Here is a 20053-nt window from a genome sequence, read left to right on the forward strand (position 1 = left end):
TAAGTTTTTGGTTCCCCTTGAATTCAAGGGAAACCAAATTCCCTGGCATTTAATAATTTTATTTTACATCCCTTTTTCTCTTAGGGTTTATTTTTCAATTTTCCCCTTGGATTTCTTTGCATAGAACTTCTGAAATCTCCAATAGGAGACAGCACCTAGCACCGCAACTGCAGCTACCGAATAATAGATAAAAGTTGGTGTTATTACTTTATCTCCACTTGCATAAGAATGTAAACCTGCAAGATAAAAATTCACACCAAAATAGGTCATCATAATACTCGCAAAAGCTACAATAGCCATTAGGTTAAAAAACCATCTACTCCTAAGGCCAGGAACCAAACGCATATGGATAACGAAAGCATAAACCATAATGCTAATTAATGCCCAGGTTTCTTTAGGATCCCAACCCCAATAACGTCCCCAACTTTCATTGGCCCATTGGCCACCAAGAAAGTTACCAATGGTTAACATTACCAGTCCAACCGTTAATGCCATTTCGGTAATAATGGTGATCTCCTTTATATTGAGACCCATCTTCTTTTTGTTCTTTTCTGTAGTAAAAATCATTAACAATAATGCTACCGCACCTAGAATCATTCCCAAAGTAAATGGACCGTAACTTCCAACAATAACAGAAACGTGAATCATCAACCAATATGAATCTAGAACTGGTTGTAAATTGGCAATAGATGGATCCATCCAGTTCCAGTGGGCGATCATCAAAATCATGGAAGTTACAAATGCCGTAGATGCAATAGTCAGGCTACTTTTTCTTCCAAAGGCAAGCCCAAAGAACATAGTAGCCCAGCCAACATAAATCATCGACTCGTAAGCATCGCTCCAAGGCGCATGGCCTGAGATATACCATCGGGCAATTAATCCAAGAGTATGTAGGACAAATAGAATTATAATTATACCACCACTAATTTTCACCAACCACTTGGTAATATTATTTTCCTTAAAAATCCTGGAAATAACAAAAACCAACATTAAAAGACCAGCGGTCATATACATCCAAAATAGGTTCCTGAAAATATCGTATTTGTTATAGGTGATCTCTGCGTTAATTCTCTCTTTGGAAGGCATTACTTCCTCCCCGAATTTTTTCTGAAATCCTTTTATACTTTCCAGAAATTGATTGGCTTTGGTATAATCTCCGGATTCCTTAGCTTCCACTAGAGAACTCATATATAAAGGTAAAATTTGTTTGGTATATACTGAATCCATTCCTTTAAATGCACCTGGTGTTTCTTCCAGTTCAGGGTAAGAAACCCATTTATTATTTTCGTGCCCAGGAATTGGGAAAATTCGAAGTATTTTTCCCTGAAGGGCCCGATATAACAAATTCACTTTTTTATCCGTATTGATAAAATCCTTTTGGAATTGATTTGGCACCGCCGCCTTGTATGCATCTTCTAATAATGGAGAAAGTTTATAATTTCCCATCTTATCAAAAAAGTTGCTCAAAGTAAGGTATTGTTTTCCCTCCTCTACCCCCAGAATTTTATGTAAACTATCATTATGCTTTTCAACATAAATTATAGGCACATTGTACCAAATCATGGGGTTCTGTGTTAGTGAGACCAAAACCTGATCTGAGCTTAAACCTTCATACTCATCTGACTTGCTTAATTTGCGGAGTAATTCTGAAGAATAAGTATTTGCAGGTTTCATTCGTCCACCAGCATCCTGAATTACAAGACGACCAAATTTAGCCGCGTGCTTTTCACTAATGGCATTGCTCTTTATAATGGAGTCTATTATCCTTTTGGAAGATTCACTATGTGTGTGATCTTCTTCCGGTGTTTGGGCGAACATAGCGCCTGCTGCCATAAAGAAAACCAGAACAGTAGATAGCTTTTTCTTTTTATCTTTTACTTTCTCCAGCATTTCCTTTAGATTACCAAAACGGGAACCTTTGTCAAATAAAATAAGCATAAGACCTAAATAGAGTAAGAAATATCCGATATAGGTAACCCAGGTTCCCCAAAAATCATGATTTACAGAGAGGATGGTTCCTTTTTCATCGGGCATAAAACTTGCCTGAAAGAACCTGAAACCTTTATAGTCTAATACGTGGTTCATATAAATTTCGTAAGGCACATTTTCTTTCCCCTCTTCCACAATTTCTACTTTACTTTTAAATGAAGAATAACTATTTTCAGTACCGGGATATTTATTAGCGATAAAATCGTTGAGTTTTAAAGCAAATGGCAATTCTATCTCTTTACTGCCATAATTCAGGTAGAATTCCAGACCGGCAAGCTCAACTTTTTGGGGATTACTTGAAATTCCCTGTCCTCCCATTAAGGTTACTATTTCTGATTCTCCCTTAGAAGAAATTTTTAAACGCAGGGCATCAACTTGTCCATCTGTTTTCTCAGGTGTTTTCACTATTTCATATTTCCCTTTCACCACAGGATCCGGAATTACAAATTGCATATTTCCAATATTGTATAAGGAGCGTAACATCAAGGTTTGAGTCGAATCCTTTAGCAACTCTCCCTTTGCCTGATCTGCCATGCGCATATAATCCCCTTTAAAAGGAGAATTTATGGTGTATTTACCAGTCTCTTCATTATACCTTATATTAATAGCACCCTGGGTAGGTTCATTCAAGGCAAATAAAACATTATGAATATTTTGAACTTCCCCTTGTTTTAAATAATGATCATGGCGTTCACCCCCACCGGCTTCAACTATTTTCAGGTGATTTACCCCATCCTGTGCAGGTACCAATTCCTCTTTAGCTCCATAGATAAAATTGGTAGCCTCAATGGTAACTGGCTGTCCGTTATAATCGGTTTTCAGCACATAATCATTTTCGGTTTCAGGAGCAAAAAGAACCGGTTCTTGTAATACCCTTCGACGGGGCTCCCCATTAATCTCTCCGTCGATAAAAGTAGTGAGATAGGTTTGTTGAGAAAGCATAACATTGGTAGTCTCGCCTTCACGAATTGGCATTACACCTTCATAACTGATATAACGGGTGATAAAAGCACCGACCAAAATCAAAACAAAGGATAAATGGATTAAAAGCGAAGACCATTTCTCGCGTTTATGAAGATTATAACGTTTGATATTGCCGGCAAAATTTATAACAAAGAATACCATTATGGCTTCAAACCACCAGGCGTTATAAATCAATACTCTTGCGGTCTCAATACTATACCAACTTTCAATAAAGGTCCCGAAGGCCATGGCCACTGAAAAGACCACAAATAAGACTGCCATTATACGTGTAGAAAATATGACAGAGGCTATTTTATTCTGCATGAAGTAACTCTTTTTACGGCTGCAAATTTAAGGATTTTTAACGGTTTGCGAAGCTTAATTTAATGACAATCTCTTACAGTAATGTTAATTTTATTGCCTCATTATTTTTAATAATTTAGCCCTATGAAAAAAGTGGTGATTTTAGGTGCTGGAAATGTAGCTTTCCATTTGTTAAAAGCCTTTTCTGAAGCGCAAAACACAAAGGTAATTCAGATGTACAATCACCGGAAAGAAAGCCTGAAATATTTTGAGCGTTTTACCCACACCACAAGTAATATCAACAAGTTAAAATCTGCAGACTTTTATATTCTTGCCTTAAAAGATGATGTTATTCCAGAGATTGCTAAAACATTTAGACCTGTAAAGGGTATAGTTTTGCATACCTCTGGGGCGGTTGGTTTAACTGCCTTGCATAATCTTACTGATTACGGAGTATTTTATCCATTGCAAACCTTTTCAAAAAATAAAGCAGTAGATTTTTCGCAGATTCCGGTTTGTATTGAAGCTAATTCCCCTGAAAATTTAGAAAAAATTAAAAATCTAGGCTTAAATATTACCACCGATGTTCGAGAAATTAATTCTGAGCAGCGTAAAGCGCTACATCTTGCGGCGGTTTTTGTGAATAACTTCAGTAATCACTTATTTGCTATTGGAGCGGAGATTTGTGAAGATCACCAGGTCGATTTTAGCATCTTAAAACCACTTATTAAAGAAACGGCTTCCAAGATCGAAAGTTTAAAACCAGAAAAAGCTCAAACCGGTCCAGCATTAAGAAATGACGAAAAAACAATTGCAGTGCATTTAGCGCTATTATCTAATAAACATCAGGATATTTACAGATTACTAACCCAATCTATTCAAGAATTACATGGAAAAAAATTATAAAGAATACTTAAATCAAATTAACACTTTTGTGTTTGATGTTGATGGCGTACTTACCGATGGGAGCATTCAGGTTAGTACTGCTGGAGATTTGCTTCGAACAATGAATATTAAAGATGGATATTCGCTTAAAGCAGCAAAAAATGCAGGTTATACGGTTTGTATAATTTCAGGAGGGAAAAATGAAGGGGTTAGAAAAAGGCTTAGAGATCTGGGAATTTCCGATATTTATCTGGGAGTTAACGATAAAGTAGAACAAATGGATGAATTCTTTGATATTTACCAAATTAAGGCTGAAAATGTTTTGTATATGGGAGACGATATCCCTGATTATTATCCAATGAAACTCGTTGGTTTGCCTTGCTGCCCGCAGGATGCCGTGGCCGAAGTAAAAGAGATCTCTAAATATGTCTCCCATAGAAAAGGCGGGAAAGGTTGTGTTCGAGATGTTATTGAGCAGGTAATGAAAGTCCAGGGAAAATGGATTGAAATAAATTAAATGAACTGGATATTACTTATTCTTGCCGGACTTTTTGAAGTCGGATTTGCTTTCTGTCTGGGAAAAACAAAGATGAGCACCGGGGGCAGTTCCAATCTTTGGTTTATTGGTTTTTTAGTTTCTTTGAGTATAAGTATGCTTTTGCTTTATAAAGCTACTCAAACCTTACCAATAGGTACCGCTTATTCCGTTTGGACAGGAATTGGTGCGGTAGGAACGGTATTGCTTGGAATTTTTATTTTTAAAGAACCTGCAACTTTTTGGCGCATCTTCTTTTTAAGTACGCTTATTATTTCAATTGTCGGTCTAAAATTTGTCTCTGAATAATTCGTAATATGATTGCATACCTGAAGCTTATAAGGTGGTCAAACCTCATTTTTATAGCGCTCACTTTAATCCTGATAAAATTCTCTTTTTTTGAAGTATTTGGTGCCACAGTGATGCTGAGTACATTTGGCTACATCCTACTAATTCTGGCCACACTTTGTATTGCTGCCTCCGGATATGTCATCAATGATATTTATGATGTTCAGGCAGATAAAATTAATAAACCGGAAAATCTGATTATCGGAAATAAAATTTCTGAAAAAAAGGCTAACAATCTATTCATCGTTCTGAATATAATCGGAGTTACTATAGGCTTCTATCTTGCCAATTTACTTAACAGACCGGGTTTTGTGGCCATTTTTATTTTTTCCTCCGCATTGCTTTATTTGTATGCCAGCTATTTGAAGCAAATTCCGGTTTTAGGGAATATCTTAATAAGTTTATTGGTTGCTTTTGTAGTCTTATTACCGGCCATTTTTGAACTATTTCCCGCTATTTCATCTCAGAATAAGCAAATCCAGTCTTTACTTTTTTCCATCTTGCTTGATTATGCAGTCTTTGCATTTTTGGTAAATTTATTACGGGAAATGGTAAAAGATCAGGAAGATATAAAAGGGGATTATAACGTAGGATTAAAAACATTGCCTATTCTATTAGGTCATAATCGCACTAACAAAATTATTTTTCTAATCGGGATTTTACCCATAGCTGCCATTGCTTATTATAGTTATAAATATCTCTTTGCCAATTCTTTTTTGATTATTTATACGCTTCTATTTATTGTTGCACCCCTGCTCTATTTTCAGGTGCGCATTTGGGAAGCTGGTAAGAAAAAACATTATTCCCACCTAAGCCTTATATTGAAATTCATTCTATTTTTTGGACTTATTTCCATCGGGCTTTATCAATTTTTATTCCGTGATTAGAACAAAACCGAACGGCAAAATAAGTTAATATCCAATAGTTTAATAAAATTTTTATGTTAAAGGAACTTCTGAAAAATAAAGAAATTATTCTTGCCTCCGGCTCACCAAGGCGCCAACAATTATTTAAAGATTTAGATATTCCCTTTAGGTCTGATGTTAGGCCGGTCAAGGAAGTCTGCCCTGCTTACCTTAAAAAACAGGAAATAACCGATTTTTTAGCGCAATTAAAAGCTGAAGCCTTTCAAAACGAATTACAATCGAATCAGATATTAATAACAAGTGACACTATTGTGTACAACGATAATTCTGCGATGGGAAAGCCAGAAACCCTGGCCCAGGCCAAAGACATGCTGGAGTCGCTATCAGGGAAAACCCATAGTGTTTTTACTTCGGTTTGTTTTTCTACACACCAAGGTCAATCGACGGTAAATTGCGAAACCAAAGTTACGTTTAAAGAACTTACCTCCGAAGAGATTAATTATTACGTAGAGAATTTCAAACCCTTTGATAAAGCCGGTGGCTATGCTATTCAGGAATGGATTGGACTTATTGGGATCACCAATATAGAAGGTAGTTATTTTAATGTTGTGGGATTGCCAACTCACCTGGTGTACAATGAACTAATTAATTTATGTAATTCATAAGTGTAACATACTGTTTTTATTTACATTGAATTAGTTTATATAAAGTATCACATTAATTATAAATTTCGGGTAAAAATATTGAATTCACTTTAATTTTATAGTTCAATATTACTTTTAAAAAGTACCTTTATACAAAAAAAAAGAGCATCAATATGTATGAAGTTTTTTTCCACTACAGAACTGAAATCACCTATACTATAGTAACGATTTTATTATTGTTAATAGTTCAGTTATTATTGAAGAAAGCAGCTCACAGGGTTGGAAAACGCAGTGAAATAAACTTTACCAGAACCAGACTGATGTTTCAATACATCAATATTCTCATTCTCATTATTGCGGTTTTTCTTTTAGCTATTGCCTGGGGAATGGGACTAACTGAGCTCTCCCTTATTTTTTCCTCTGTTTTTGCAGTAATTGGTGTAGCGCTTTTTGCGGTATGGTCTATTCTTAGTAATATTACATCCGGAGTAATTCTTTTCTTTTCCTTTCCATACAAAATTGGTGATAAAATAAAGATCCACGATAAGGATATGCCTATTGAAGCTATTATTGAAGATATTAAGGCTTTTCATTTACATCTGAGAACCTTAGATGGTGAACTCATCACATATCCTAATAACTTAATTCTACAAAAAGCAGTTTCTCTAGTGGCAAAAGATGTTTACCTGGATGAGGATAAAAGTAACCTTTAAGCGTTAAAGCAATTAAAATCCTATCTTCAGGCGGGGAAAGTTTTTATATTTGGTTTTCTCAATAATCGCCCTGAAATTTATGCGCAAACTAATTAGTTTCCTTTTTTGTTTTTTCCTGTTGAATATACAAGCACAGGAACCCGAAAAATTAAATGCTACTGAAATATTTCAGGAAATTAAAAAGCTTAATTTTTTAGGATCAGTTTTATACATTGGTGCACATCCCGATGACGAGAATACTCGGTTGATCTCTTTTTTTTCGAATAAAAAGAATGCCAGAACAGCTTATTTATCGTTAACCCGAGGGGATGGTGGTCAAAATCTAATTGGCCCAGAATTAAGAGAACAACTAGGAATTATTAGAACGCAGGAATTGTTGGCAGCCAGGCGTATTGATGGAGGAGAACAGTTCTTTACCCGCGCCAATGATTTTGGATACTCCAAAACACCTGAAGAAACTTTAGAAATTTGGGATAAGGAACAAGTGCTAAGTGATGTGGTATGGATAATAAGAAATTTTAAACCAGATGTAATCATAAACCGCTTTGATCATCGTACTCCTGGCTCTACCCACGGACACCATACCGCTTCTGCTCTCCTAAGCCTGGAAGCTTTCGAAGCAGCTGCAAATCCTAGTAAATTTTCGGAGCAATTAAAATTCACCCAACCTCATAAAACCAACAGACTCTTTTTTAATACTTCTCCCTGGTTTTATGACAGCCAAGAAGCATTTAAAGAGGCCAGCAAAGATCAATTTATAGGTTTTGATACTGGAGTTTATTTTCCGCTGCTCGGACTTTCAAACCCTGAAATTTCCGCATTAAGCCGAAGTCAGCATCAATCACAAGGTTTTGGCAGTAGCGGTTCGCGAGGTCGGCAAATGGAATATTTGGAACCTATAAAAGGCGATTCGACTCACACTGGTATTTTTGAAGGTATTAATACTTCCTGGGATAAATTAAATGGTGGTGGAGAAATTGGTAAAATCCTGACTGAAGTCCAAGAAAGTTATAATTTTAAAGACCCTGCCGCAAGTTTACCAAAACTGCTGGAAGCCTATAAGTTGATTCAGGGATTGCCAAATGAGCATTGGCGGGAATTAAAGACCAAAGAAATCAAAGACATTATTTATGCCAGCGCGGGTCTGTTTTTAGAGGCCGTGTCTTCACAGCCTTCAGCTACTCCAAAAGATAGCCTCAAGGTAAATCTGGAGGCAATAAATCGTTCCAGTTACCCTATTGAATTAACTGAGGTAAGCTTAAATCCGAACGATGTTGAAATTCAGCCCAATGTGAGCTTAATTGAAAATCAAGACTGGCATTTGGAAACAAATTTAAAACTTTCTGAAAATATCCCCTACACCACCCCTTACTGGCTGAAGCAAGATTCTGGTAATGGTATGTATAAAGTTGCAGATCAAAAATTAATTGGGTTACCTGAAACACCGAAACTTGCTAAGGCTATTTTCTCTCTGAAATTTGAAGATGATATTAGCATAAATTTTGAAAAACCCATTGTTTATAAATATAATGATCCTGTTCTAGGCGAAACCTATCAGCCTTTTGAGATTATTCCCAAAGTTTCGCTCGTCTTTGAGGATGATGTAATGATATTTGAAAACGAAGATTCAAAAACGATTAAGGTAAAAATCACCTCAGGAAAAGCTAATGTTCAAGGATTGCTTAGCCTTAGCGCAGGAAAGGGATGGAAAATCACTCCGGAAAATCATAAATTTCAGCTTCAGCAAAAAGGAAGTTCTACAACCGTTTTTTTTCATGTTAAGCCGCCGCAAGAACAGGATGAAACTTTTATAATACCCACCGCCACAGTTGATGGAAAGGAATTTTCAGAAAAATCCGTAACTATAGAATACGAACATATTCCAAAGCAAAACCTGGTAGTGCCATCAAAACTAAAAGCGGTCCGCCTGGAGATCGAAAAGAAAGGGAAATTGATCGGCTATATTGATGGCGCCGGTGATGTGGTTTCAGAAAGTCTCGAGCAAATTGGATACAAGGTTAACAAGCTCAATGTCTCTTCCATTTCACAGACTTCACTTGAAAAATATGATGCTGTAGTAATGGGAATTCGTGCTTTAAATACGGTGGAAGCCTTAAAATATAAGTACGAGTTGCTTTTTGATTATGTACATAATGGCGGCAATCTTATAGTGCAGTATAATACAAATCGAGGTTTAGTAACTGAAAATATCTCTCCCTTTACCCTGGAACTCTCGCGTGACCGAGTAACAGATGAAATGGCAGAAGTTGAGTTTTTGGCAGAAACCCACCCTGTTTTAAATTCACCCAATACAATCACTAACAATGATTTTAATAACTGGGTTCAGGAACGAGGACTTTATTTCCCGGAATCCTGGAGTGAAGAATTTACGGCTATCCTGTCGATGAACGATAAAAATGAAACGCCAAAAAATGGTAGTTTATTGGTAGCAAAATATGGGCAAGGCTATTTTATTTATACAGGCCTTAGTTTTTTTAGACAGTTCCCTGAAGGGGTTCCAGGTGCTTACAGGCTATTTGCCAATATGATTTCAATTGGAAAGTAATGAAGAAACTCGAAAAATTTTCCTGGAAAAAATCATATACTTTCGTCCTTTTAGCCAACGCTGCGTACGTAATCATTTTTTATTTTATAATGTCACAATTCACCTAATATGCAATTAATAGATTGGCTGGTTCTTCTTGGTACACTTGCTTTTATAGTTATTTATGGCATATATAAAACCAGAAAAAAACAAGGTGCCGAGGATTATATTCGTGGTGGTAATGATACGCGTTGGTGGACAATTGGTCTTTCTACTATGGCAACTCAAGCCAGTGCCATAACTTTTCTTTCAACCCCGGGCCAGGCCTTTCACGATGGAATGGGTTTTGTGCAATTTTATTTTGGACTGCCTTTGGCCATGGTAGTAGTTTGTATGTTTTTTATCCACATTTATAAAAGATTGAATGTCTATACTGCTTACCAATATTTGGAATCCCGCTTCGATAGAAAAACCAGGACTTTAACGGCTTTTTTATTTTTAGTTCAGCGAGGACTAGCCGCTGGATTAACCATTTTTGCACCTGCAATTATCCTATCGGCGGTTTTGGGCTGGAATCTTTCAGGACTAACGATTCTTATTGGTTCTTTAGTAATTATTTATACTGTTGCCGGTGGAACCAAAGCGGTAAATGTAACTCACAAGCAACAAATGGCCGTGATCCTAACTGGAATGTTTGCTGCGTTTTTTATTATTTTGAGCTATTTGCCTGAAAATATAAGCTTTAATAATGCACTTGAAATTGCGGGTGCCAGTGGTAAAATGGATATTCTGGATTTTTCATTAGATTTTGAAAACCGCTATACAGTCTGGAGCGGAATTATTGGCGGAGGCTTTTTGGCGCTTTCCTATTTCGGGACCGATCAAAGCCAGGTGCAGCGATATTTAGGTGGAAGATCTGTAAGAGAAAGTAGAAAGGGAATGATTATGAATGGTCTACTAAAAGTACCATTACAATTTTTTATTTTACTCGTTGGGGTAATGGTTTTTGTATTTTATCAATTCAACAATGCTCCTCTGAACTTCAATCCTGCTGCCACGCAGACTGTTCTGAATTCTGATTATCAAAATCAATATGAAGATCTGATGCTAAAACACGAAAGACTGCAGCAGAGAAAACAGAATTTGCATCTGGAATTTGCAGAAGCCAATAATTTTTCCTCTGAAAATAACTCAACATATCGCCAAAACCTCTCCTCCCTGAATGCTTCCGAGCAAATACTGAGAAAAAAAGCACGGACCTTAATAGATGCTTCAGATAAGGAAGCTGAAAGTAACGATAAAGATTATATTTTCATTCATTTTATACTGAACAACCTGCCTCGCGGCTTAATAGGTCTGCTACTTGCGGTCATTCTTTCCGCAGCCATGTCTTCTACCGCATCTGAATTAAATGCATTGTCCTCTACCACTACCATAGATTTATATAAAAGAAGTCGAAAAACCGAAAAACCTGATGAGCATTACGTAAAGGCATCAAAGTGGTTTACCTTACTATGGGGAGCTATAGCCATCGCATTTGCAAGTGTGGCTAATTTGTTTGACAACCTTATACAGCTCGTCAATATTATCGGTTCTATTTTTTATGGAAATGTTTTAGGAATATTTTTACTCGCATTTTTTATAAAATTCGTAAATAGTAATTCGGTATTTGTTGCAGCCATAATTACTCAGATTATAATTATAATTCTCTTTGAATTCGACATTATGCCTTATTTATGGCTAAATTTAGTGGGATGTTTGCTGGTTATCACCCTTGCTTTGTTTTTGGAACTATTTTTAAAAACACCCTCACATAAAATTAAAGAAAGTTCATAATTGACAGCTTAGTAAATTTCTATATAGGTCTTTATATTTTTTGCAACGATACAGGTGGAAATACTGGAATAAAAGTCTACTAAGCCATCAAAGGGCAACTTTAAATTAAACTATTTGTTCAGTATTTTTAGGATCATTTATAAATAAACAGCCTTTCGAGGCTAAATATTGAAATATGAAAAAAATAAAATGGGGAATTCTTGGCCTGGGAAAAATAGCAGGAAAATTCGCAACCGGATTAAAGGATGTTGAAGGAGCCGAACTTTATGCCGTAGCTAGCCGTTCTAAAGACAAAGCCGAAGCCTTTGCAAAAGAACATAAGGCTACCAAATTATTCTCTAGCTACCAGGCCATGTTGGAAGATAAGGAATTGGAAGTAGTTTATATCGCCACTCCGCACGTTTTTCATCATCAACAAAGCCTTCTTTGCTTGGACCATAAAAAGGCAGTTTTATGCGAAAAGCCTTTTGCTATGAATAAAAAACAAGTGGAAGAAATGATCGCTAAAGCCAAGAAGGAAAACATATTTCTAATGGAAGCCATGTGGACGCAATTTCTTCCGCATTTTCAGTTTGTATTAGATCAAATTAAATCGAAAAAATACGGTGAAATCAAAAATTTAAAAGCGGATTTCGGATTTCCTGCTCCTGTAGATTTAGATAAGAGACTTTACAATAAAAACCTTGGTGGTGGCAGTTTACTGGATATTGGTATTTATCCAATTTTTATGGCGATGAGTACCCTGGGAATTCCAGAGAAAATTCAGGCAACTGCTAAATTTCATCAGTCGGGCATCGATGAAGAAACCAATATGATTTTTGAATATAAAAATGGAGTGGAGGCTGAATTAAACAGTTCTATTGTAAGACAAACTCCCACTCAGGCGGTTATTCAGTTTGAAAAAGCAACAATTATCCTTAACACAAGATTTCACGAACCCACAAACATAAGGATACAAACTCCTGCAGGGGAAGAAATCAAAGAATTTGAAGTCCATTCCAACGGTTATAATTTTGAAGCACAACACGTACAAAAAATGCTTTTAGAGGGAAAAACTGAAAGTTCCGAAATGACTTTTGAAAAAAGCCTGCAATTAATTGACCTCCTGGATAAAGTTAGGTACAGAATTGGATTGAAATACTAGAATTTATGAACACAAAAATCAACCTCTTTATCCTGAAAATGTTTCAGGATCGAAGTTGATTCGAATCCTTAAAATGAATAAGGTAAGGGTTTTATATACGACCAATACACTATTTGTCCGTATAGATATATCATTGTCTGGAGGCTTCTTGCTTAGTCATTAACCCCACAGGTCAGGAAGATCCGTGGGGAATTGGAGATAAAATTTAAAGATTTAGGCTTCGACCTTCTTTGTGGTTTTCACCTCTTCTCCTTCTTCGCTCTCAATTTCGGCCAAATAACGTTCAGCATCCAAAGCAGCCATACAGCCGGTACCCGCTGCGGTTACCGCCTGGCGATAAATCTTGTCCTGAACATCACCTGAAGCAAAAACTCCCGGGATATTAGTTTTGGTAGATTTGCCCTCAGTAATCAAATAGCCTGTATCGTCCATTGTTAGCTTTCCCTTGAAAATATCTGTATTAGGTTTATGCCCAATTGCAATAAATAATCCGGTAATTTCGATTTGTTCTTTCTCACCGTTTTCCTTATTTAACATTCTAAGGCCTTCTACTACCTGATCGCCAATTACTTCATCAACTTCAGTATTATAACGAACATCTATATTTTTAGTACTATTTACACGGTGTTGCATCGCTTTAGAGGCGCGCATCTGGTCACCTCTTACTAGCATGGTCACTTTTTTACAAATATTGGCCAAATAGGTTGCTTCTTCAGCGGCGGTGTCTCCACCACCAACAATTGCAACATCCTGCCCTTTATAGAAAAATCCGTCGCATACAGCACAAGCTGATACTCCTCCACCGCGTAAACGCTGTTCACTAGGTAATCCCAGGTATTTTGCCGTAGCACCTGTAGAGATGATAATTGTTTCTGCTTCCACCCAGGTGGAATTATCCGCACAAGCTCTATGGATTCCTCCTGGTTTATCACTAAACTCCACTTCGGTGACCATTCCAATTCTTACTTCGGTTCCAAAACGTTCGGCTTGCTTTTGTAGGTCCATCATCATTTTTGGTCCATCAACTCCATCAGCATATCCGGGAAAATTATCCACTTCTGTAGTTGTCGTTAGCTGCCCTCCTGGTTCCATTCCTGTATACATAACCGGTTTAAGGTCGGCCCTGGCAGCATAAATTGCTGCCGTATATCCGGCCGGTCCAGATCCTATAATCAAGGTTTTTATTCTTTCGATTTTATCGCTCATTTTTTCTTGTTTTTCTGTTTTACAAAAGTACTAACTTTCGTTTTAAACTTCCATGAATCTTATTAAGTTTTACTATTTGGAAATAATCTGAAGGTATACATTTCATTGAAATTACAAAAATTGGTAGCTTACCACAATTTAACTATAACTTTGTCCCTTAAATGGAACTTACTTTATTTAACATACTTGATATTCTTGGAACATTAGCCTTCGCTATTTCAGGTGCCTTAGCAGCCATGGACCGACGCCTTGATCTCTTTGGTATTTTTATAATCGGTTTTGTAACAGCTATTGGGGGTGGGACTTTACGTGATACTTTAATTGGAAATACCCCTGTTAGCTGGATGGAAAACACGATCTATATTTACCTGATTGGTAGTGTTACCGTTCTTGCTATTATTTTTAGGAACAAAATCAATTATCTTAAAAAGTCACTCTTTCTTTTTGATACCATCGGGTTAGGGGTTTTTACTATTACGGGGGTCGAAATTGGTATTAGAAATGATCTTGACCCTATAATTTGTATTGCTCTGGGAGCAATGACAGGTACTTTTGGTGGTGTTATTCGTGATATACTCTGTAATGAGATTCCTGTTATTTTTCGAAAAGAGATATATGCTACCGCGTGTATTTTTGGCGGTCTCGTTTTCGTTATCATGCATGATATTGGCATAAACCAGGATATTATTTATCTCACCACCTCTCTAATTGTTATTTCGATCAGGCTTATCGTTGTAAAATACCATATTTCCCTTCCCTATTTCTATATTTCTTCGAAAAAAAAGAATTGAAGATGCCTATTTCTGGCTTTCGATCCTGTACAGATTACCATATTGGGCTTAATGTGGCAATTTATTCCTAATCAATCCATACAGAAATGTACCAAAAATAGATCCAATAAAGACAATTAAAATCGGTAAAAAACCTGCACCAATTAAGGTGAAAATTGGTCCCGGACATGCACCGGCCAGCCCCCAGCCTAACCCGAATATAATTCCACCATACATATATCGGCTAAAGCTTTTTTCCTTTGGCACAAATACAATTCGCTGACCGAAGAAAGATCTCAGTTTTTTTCTTTTTATTAACTGAACACCAATAATCCCTAAAAACAAGGCAGATCCAATAATTCCATACATATGAAAGGAATGAAACTGGAACATTTCATAAATCCTGAACCAAGAAGCTGCTTCAGATTTAAACATAACGATCCCAAAAAATATTCCAATCAGTAAATATCCTATACTTCTCATTATTTCAATTTTAAAAAATTATGGGGAATAATAAATGTACCATGATCAAACCTCCGATAAAAAATCCTATTACTGCGATTAAAGAAGGTAACTGCAAGTTGCTAAGCCCGGAAATTGCGTGTCCTGAGGTACACCCCCCGGCATAACGGGCACCAAAACCAATTAAGACCCCACCAACAAGAAGAATAATAAGAGCTTTAATTTCCCCTAACGCATTCCAACTGAATAGTTCAGCAGGCAGGTAAGCTTCCCCTGCGCTCCTAAAACCTAATTTTTCCAAGCTTACTATAGTTTTAGGATTTATTGCTACTGATAAATCATAGGTCAACAAATTTGCACCAATAAAACCTCCGATTATAGCTCCAGCAACTACAATTAAGTTCCAGCGTTGCGATTTCCAGTCGAAATCGAAAAAATCAGCTTTAGAACCAGCACCACACATTGTGCACATTGTCCTAAGATTTGAAGACATTCCAAAACCTTTTCCGATAAAAATGAGTAAAAACATGATTATTGCGATCAGGGGACCCGATACATACCAGGGCCAGGGCTCAAAAATCCATTCCATATTTCTTATTTTAAATGAAATGCAAATTAAGCAGAATTTACCTGGGTAGAAAGTAACAATTGTTACAAGGAAAAGGCCTCACTATATCGATTTCATCGGAACAGTGAGGCCTTTCAAGTTTATTAAGGTATTTGATTACCTACAATATGATTTTACATGCTGTAGCACTTTTTCCGATAATCGTCTTTGAGTTTCGGCGCTCCATCCTGCACTTTTCTTATGTGCAATTACCCCTTTTAATTTTTTAATTTCTCGGGAAAGAGATGCCCCGCCATCACCGTCAAAAATTCCAAAATTACCTTCCTCTTTTACCCAATTTTCAAAGGCCTTTATATGCATAGGAAGACCAAGGGAAGTATTTATCACAATTTTTCCGGAACCAAAAATTTTAAATTCCTTTTCACCAAAGATTTTAGTATTCTTAGGAAGATGTATTGAAATGATATCAGCGGTTTCTAATAACTTATCAAGGGATAGATATAGCAAGCCTTTAGCTTCCCAATCTTTCTTCCTGTTTCTACTGAAATAATAAATTTCTGCTCCTAATGGTAACAAAGCTTCGGCCAGCATTTTACCGGTGGTTCCCAAACCTATAATTCCTATCTTTTTACCACTAAGCTCTACAGGCATTTTTCGCCATTGATTTTCACCAAAACCGTGCAGTAGCCTAATTAGTTCAGAAAGGATAAATTCTATTACCCCGGGATCTCCATAATCAGAAATTCCTTTTACGGTAATTCCATGATCCTGTGCAAAATCTACAGCTACGTTGGCTGACTCATTATCATAAAGACTGCAGGCCATTCCGATGTATTTAAGATCACGACATTCTTTTAGAACACTTTCTGGAATTTGCGTTTTCCAGGAAACGATTAGGGCTTGGGCATTACCGATTCTTTCTATAAGTTCCTTTTCAGACTTCGGACTTTTATTATAAATCTTAACTTCAGCTTCACAATAGTTATTAAGTTCTTCTAAAGCCCAGTCTTCAAGTTTTGTGTGATCCACACAAACTATTTTATTGAATTTTACTCCCATTCTGGTAGTATCGTCTCATCATAAACCTGATTTAATAAAATACCATCTTCTCGAATACTATGGGATGTTTCAAATTCCAGTTCCAGTCCTTTTCTCTCAAATTTTAGGTTGGCTATAATAGTTTTAGACATATTTAAACTTAGTAAGGGTTAATTTTTATAATTTTAAGAACACATCAAATTACAAAGGTATATTTCCATGCTTTCTCTCAGGCCTAAGCACTTTCTTATTTTCCAGCATACTAAAACCCTTCAATAATTTTCTTCTTGTATCCCGGGGCATAATTACCTCATCAATGAATCCCCGTTGAGCAGCCTCAAAAGGATTTGCAAAAGTTTCAGCATATTCAGCCTCCTTTTCGGCCAGTTTAGCTTGGCTATCTGCAGCTTCCTGTATTTCCCTTCTAAAGATAATTTCACTGGCACCCTTGGCGCCCATTACTGCGATTTCTGCCGTTGGCCACGCAAAATTAAGATCAGCTCCGATGTGCTTGGAATTCATAACATCATACGCCCCACCATAAGCTTTCCGGGTAATCACAGTTACCTTAGGTACCGTAGCTTCACTCAGGGCATAAAGCAATTTAGCTCCGTTTAAAATAATACCATTCCATTCCTGATCTGTTCCTGGTAAAAATCCGGGAACATCAACCAACACCAGTAATGGAATATTAAAACAATCGCAAAACCGGGTAAAACGAGCGGCTTTTTTAGAAGAATTTACATCTAAAACCCCCGCTAGGCTCATTGGTTGATTGGCGACTATTCCAATACTTCTTCCGCCCAGACGTGCGAAACCAACAATTATATTTTCGGCATAATCCTTATGGATTTCATAAAAGGAACCTTCATCTATAATTCCACGGATAACCTCGTGCATATCATAAGGCTTATTAGAACTATCAGGAACTATACTATCGAGCTCCTTCCTCATTTCATCGCCAACTTCATAAGGAAGTTTCTCCGGCGCTTTTTTGTTGTTTTGAGGCATATAGCTTACCAATTTCTTAATATCTTCCAGGCAGGCAATATCATTAAAAGAGGTGATATGGGTTACTCCCGATTTTGTAGCATGGGTTGAAGCGCCTCCAAGTTCCTCTGAAGTGACTTCCTCATTTGTTACTGTTTTAACAACGTTGGGTCCGGTAACGAACATATAACTGGTATCCTGAACCATAAGAGTAAAATCTGTCATAGCGGGAGAATAAACTGCACCACCTGCGCAAGGTCCCATTATCGCCGAAATCTGGGGAATAACGCCAGAAGCTTTTACATTCCTGTGAAAGATATCAGCATAACCTCCCAGTGATTTCACCCCTTCCTGAATCCTGGCTCCACCTGAATCGTTGAGACCGATCATTGGTGCGCCGACTTTTACAGCCAGGTCCATGACCTTGCAAATTTTTTCGGCGTGCGTTTCAGATAAGGAACCTCCAAAGACAGTAAAATCCTGGGCAAATATATAAACCAGCTTTCCGTTTACTGTACCGTAGCCAGTTACCACTCCGTCACCATAGAATTTTTGGTCTTCCATTCCAAAACCGGTTGTTCGGTGGGTCACCAAAATCCCGATTTCTTCAAAAGAGCCTTCGTCCAGTAAATAATCTATACGTTCACGGGCAGTAAGTTTCTTTTGGGAGTGCTGTTTGGCAATACGCTTCTCACCACCGCCAAGTTTGGCCATTTTTATTTTATCCTCTAACTTCTGTATATTCTGACTCATCAATTTTTTTTTACTTAAATGAACTAATTTTAATTTTGAGGAATACGCAATTGATTTTTGTCCTTAAAGTATTTTTTTAAGGCTACTAATGCAGCGAGTTTTGCTTCTTCTTCAATTTCATCCTCAAGCTTTTCTGCGGAATAAAAGTTTTTGACAAAATGGGTGTCAAAATTCCCACTCCTAAATGCTTCATGCTCAAAAACAAACTTTCCGAAAGGAAGCGTGGTCATAACACCTTCAATTTCATATTTGTTTATGGCTTTAAGCATCAATTGAATTGCTTCTTCACGGGTTTTTCCATAAGTAATCAATTTTGCCAGCATCGGGTCATAATAAATTGGCACTTCCATCCCTTCTTCAAATCCATTATCTACCCTTATATTTTCACCCTTAGGAATCCTGTATTTTTTCAGTTTTCCCACACTTGGCATAAAATTATCCATGGGATCCTCAGCATAAACTCTAAGCTCTACCGAATGTCCTTTTATCTTTAAATCCTCCTGAAGAATGCCCAACTTTTCTCCACGAGCAATTCTTATCTGCTGCTCGACTAGGTCTATTCCAGTAATATATTCGGTAACGGGATGTTCAACCTGTAAACGAGTATTCATTTCCAGAAAATAAAAATTTTGATTTTCATCAAAAAGAAACTCTACAGTTCCAGCACCCACATAATCGCAGGCTTTTGCCACTTTTACAGCGGCTTTTCCCATTTGTTTCCGAAGCTTGGAATCCAGCACTACAGATGGTGCTTCTTCTACCACCTTTTGATGTCTACGCTGAATACTGCATTCGCGTTCAAATAGATGAATATAATTCCCGTGCGAATCAGCTAAAACCTGTATTTCTATATGCCGTGGTGAGGATACGTATTTTTCGATAAAAACCGATCCATCTCCGAAAGCCGATTCGGCTTCGCTAATAGCACGTTTCATCTGATCCTCCAAATCTTTTTCTTTTTCAACAATACGCATGCCTTTCCCACCGCCCCCGGCAGAGGCTTTTATTAAAATTGGAAAACCAATCTCCTTAGCAATCTTTTTCGCTTTGTCAGGATCGGTAATCGCCTGGTCAATTCCAGGAACCATAGGTATATCATAATCCTTAACCGCATCTTTGGCAGCCAGTTTGCTTCCCATAATTTTAATAGCTTTGGAACCAGGGCCTATCCAGGTGATCCCGTTTTTCTCCACATTCTGAGCAAACTCGGCATTTTCACTTAAAAAACCGTAGCCGGGATGAATTCCATCTACGCCCAGGTCTTTAGCTACTTCAATAATTCTGTCTCCTTTTAGATAAGATTCATTAGATGGTGCTTCTCCAATACAAAAGGCCTCATCGGCAAATTTTACGTGGGGTGCATTCCTATCGGCCTTAGAGTACACTGCTACGGTTTTGATTCCCAACTTCTGAATGGTTTTCATTATCCGTAGAGCAATCTCACCCCTGTTAGCTACTAATATTTTCTTCATATTCTTTTATAAATTTTTAATTC

Annotated in this window: 18 protein-coding genes; 10 read left to right on the plus strand and 8 right to left on the minus strand. The window is 37.1% G+C overall.

The features are described 5' to 3' along the window. Window positions 1–87: 87 nt before the first annotated feature. Window positions 88–3276, minus strand: a complete 3189-nt coding sequence (gene ccsA, locus DET49_RS08720) for a cytochrome c biogenesis protein CcsA (RefSeq protein WP_133547717.1) — start codon at window positions 3274–3276, stop codon at window positions 88–90. 123 nt (window positions 3277–3399) lie between these two features. Here ccsA and DET49_RS08725 point away from each other — a divergent pair, with 123 nt between their 5' ends. The 9 genes from DET49_RS08725 (at window position 3400) to DET49_RS08765 (ending at window position 12771) form a co-directional block, all read left to right on the plus strand. Next, a complete protein-coding gene (locus tag DET49_RS08725) occupies window positions 3400–4161 on the plus strand; it encodes a Rossmann-like and DUF2520 domain-containing protein (protein WP_133547718.1) in 762 nt (253 codons plus the stop codon). Continuing rightward, window positions 4145–4657, plus strand: coding sequence for a KdsC family phosphatase (locus tag DET49_RS08730; protein WP_133547719.1), 513 nt, complete (start codon window positions 4145–4147; stop codon window positions 4655–4657). The genes DET49_RS08725 and DET49_RS08730 overlap by 17 nt, the downstream gene beginning before the upstream one ends. After that, a complete protein-coding gene (locus DET49_RS08735; protein ID WP_133547720.1) occupies window positions 4658–4984 on the plus strand; it encodes a DMT family transporter in 327 nt (108 codons plus the stop codon). A gap of 8 nt (window positions 4985–4992) precedes the next feature. After that, a complete protein-coding gene (locus tag DET49_RS08740) occupies window positions 4993–5910 on the plus strand; it encodes a geranylgeranylglycerol-phosphate geranylgeranyltransferase (RefSeq protein ID WP_133547721.1) in 918 nt (305 codons plus the stop codon). Window positions 5911–5963: 53 nt separating this feature from the next. After that, window positions 5964–6554 carry a Maf-like protein gene (locus DET49_RS08745; protein WP_133547722.1) on the plus strand — a complete coding sequence of 197 codons (591 nt, stop codon included), beginning with the start codon at window positions 5964–5966 and terminating at the stop codon, window positions 6552–6554. Window positions 6555–6706: 152 nt separating this feature from the next. After that, window positions 6707–7246, plus strand: coding sequence for a mechanosensitive ion channel domain-containing protein (locus DET49_RS08750; protein ID WP_133547723.1), 540 nt, complete (start codon window positions 6707–6709; stop codon window positions 7244–7246). Between the two features lie 79 nt (window positions 7247–7325). Beyond that, window positions 7326–9812 carry a PIG-L family deacetylase gene (locus DET49_RS08755; RefSeq protein ID WP_133547724.1) on the plus strand — a complete coding sequence of 829 codons (2487 nt, stop codon included), beginning with the start codon at window positions 7326–7328 and terminating at the stop codon, window positions 9810–9812. A 108-nt stretch (window positions 9813–9920) separates the two neighbouring features. Beyond that, window positions 9921–11627 carry a sodium:solute symporter gene (locus DET49_RS08760; RefSeq protein ID WP_133547725.1) on the plus strand — a complete coding sequence of 569 codons (1707 nt, stop codon included), beginning with the start codon at window positions 9921–9923 and terminating at the stop codon, window positions 11625–11627. 175 nt (window positions 11628–11802) lie between these two features. Then, window positions 11803–12771 (plus strand): Gfo/Idh/MocA family protein, encoded by a 969-nt coding sequence (locus DET49_RS08765; RefSeq protein ID WP_133547726.1) that lies wholly within the window; start codon window positions 11803–11805, stop codon window positions 12769–12771. A gap of 213 nt (window positions 12772–12984) precedes the next feature. On the opposite strand, the gene trxB is transcribed toward DET49_RS08765, so the two are convergent. Then, entirely contained in the window at window positions 12985–13977 is a 993-nt protein-coding gene (gene trxB, locus DET49_RS08770; RefSeq protein WP_133547727.1) for a thioredoxin-disulfide reductase, read from the minus strand. Between the two features lie 161 nt (window positions 13978–14138). On the opposite strand from trxB, the gene DET49_RS08775 reads away from it, so the two are divergent. Then, window positions 14139–14768 carry a trimeric intracellular cation channel family protein gene (locus DET49_RS08775; protein ID WP_133547728.1) on the plus strand — a complete coding sequence of 210 codons (630 nt, stop codon included), beginning with the start codon at window positions 14139–14141 and terminating at the stop codon, window positions 14766–14768. Window positions 14769–14816: 48 nt separating this feature from the next. Here DET49_RS08775 and DET49_RS08780 read toward each other — a convergent pair whose 3' ends face one another. From DET49_RS08780 to accC, 6 genes are all read right to left on the minus strand, one after another. Further along, entirely contained in the window at window positions 14817–15230 is a 414-nt protein-coding gene (locus DET49_RS08780) for a DUF6691 family protein (protein WP_133547729.1), read from the minus strand. 10 nt (window positions 15231–15240) lie between these two features. Then, a complete protein-coding gene (locus DET49_RS08785) occupies window positions 15241–15798 on the minus strand; it encodes a YeeE/YedE family protein (RefSeq protein ID WP_133547730.1) in 558 nt (185 codons plus the stop codon). Window positions 15799–15933: 135 nt separating this feature from the next. Beyond that, window positions 15934–16806: an NAD(P)-dependent oxidoreductase gene (locus DET49_RS08790; RefSeq protein WP_243729586.1), complete on the minus strand. Its 873-nt coding sequence runs from the start codon at window positions 16804–16806 to the stop codon at window positions 15934–15936. A 20-nt stretch (window positions 16807–16826) separates the two neighbouring features. Beyond that, window positions 16827–16967 carry a hypothetical protein gene (locus DET49_RS18465; RefSeq protein ID WP_166636562.1) on the minus strand — a complete coding sequence of 47 codons (141 nt, stop codon included), beginning with the start codon at window positions 16965–16967 and terminating at the stop codon, window positions 16827–16829. 49 nt (window positions 16968–17016) lie between these two features. Beyond that, window positions 17017–18558: an acyl-CoA carboxylase subunit beta gene (locus DET49_RS08795; protein WP_133547732.1), complete on the minus strand. Its 1542-nt coding sequence runs from the start codon at window positions 18556–18558 to the stop codon at window positions 17017–17019. Between the two features lie 29 nt (window positions 18559–18587). Next, complete coding sequence (accC, locus tag DET49_RS08800; protein WP_133547733.1) at window positions 18588–20030, minus strand: acetyl-CoA carboxylase biotin carboxylase subunit; 1443 nt, start codon at window positions 20028–20030, stop codon at window positions 18588–18590. Window positions 20031–20053 lie beyond the last annotated feature (23 nt).

It is taken from the genome of Salegentibacter sp. 24, from assembly GCF_004362395.1.
Lineage (GTDB): Bacteria > Bacteroidota > Bacteroidia > Flavobacteriales > Flavobacteriaceae > Salegentibacter.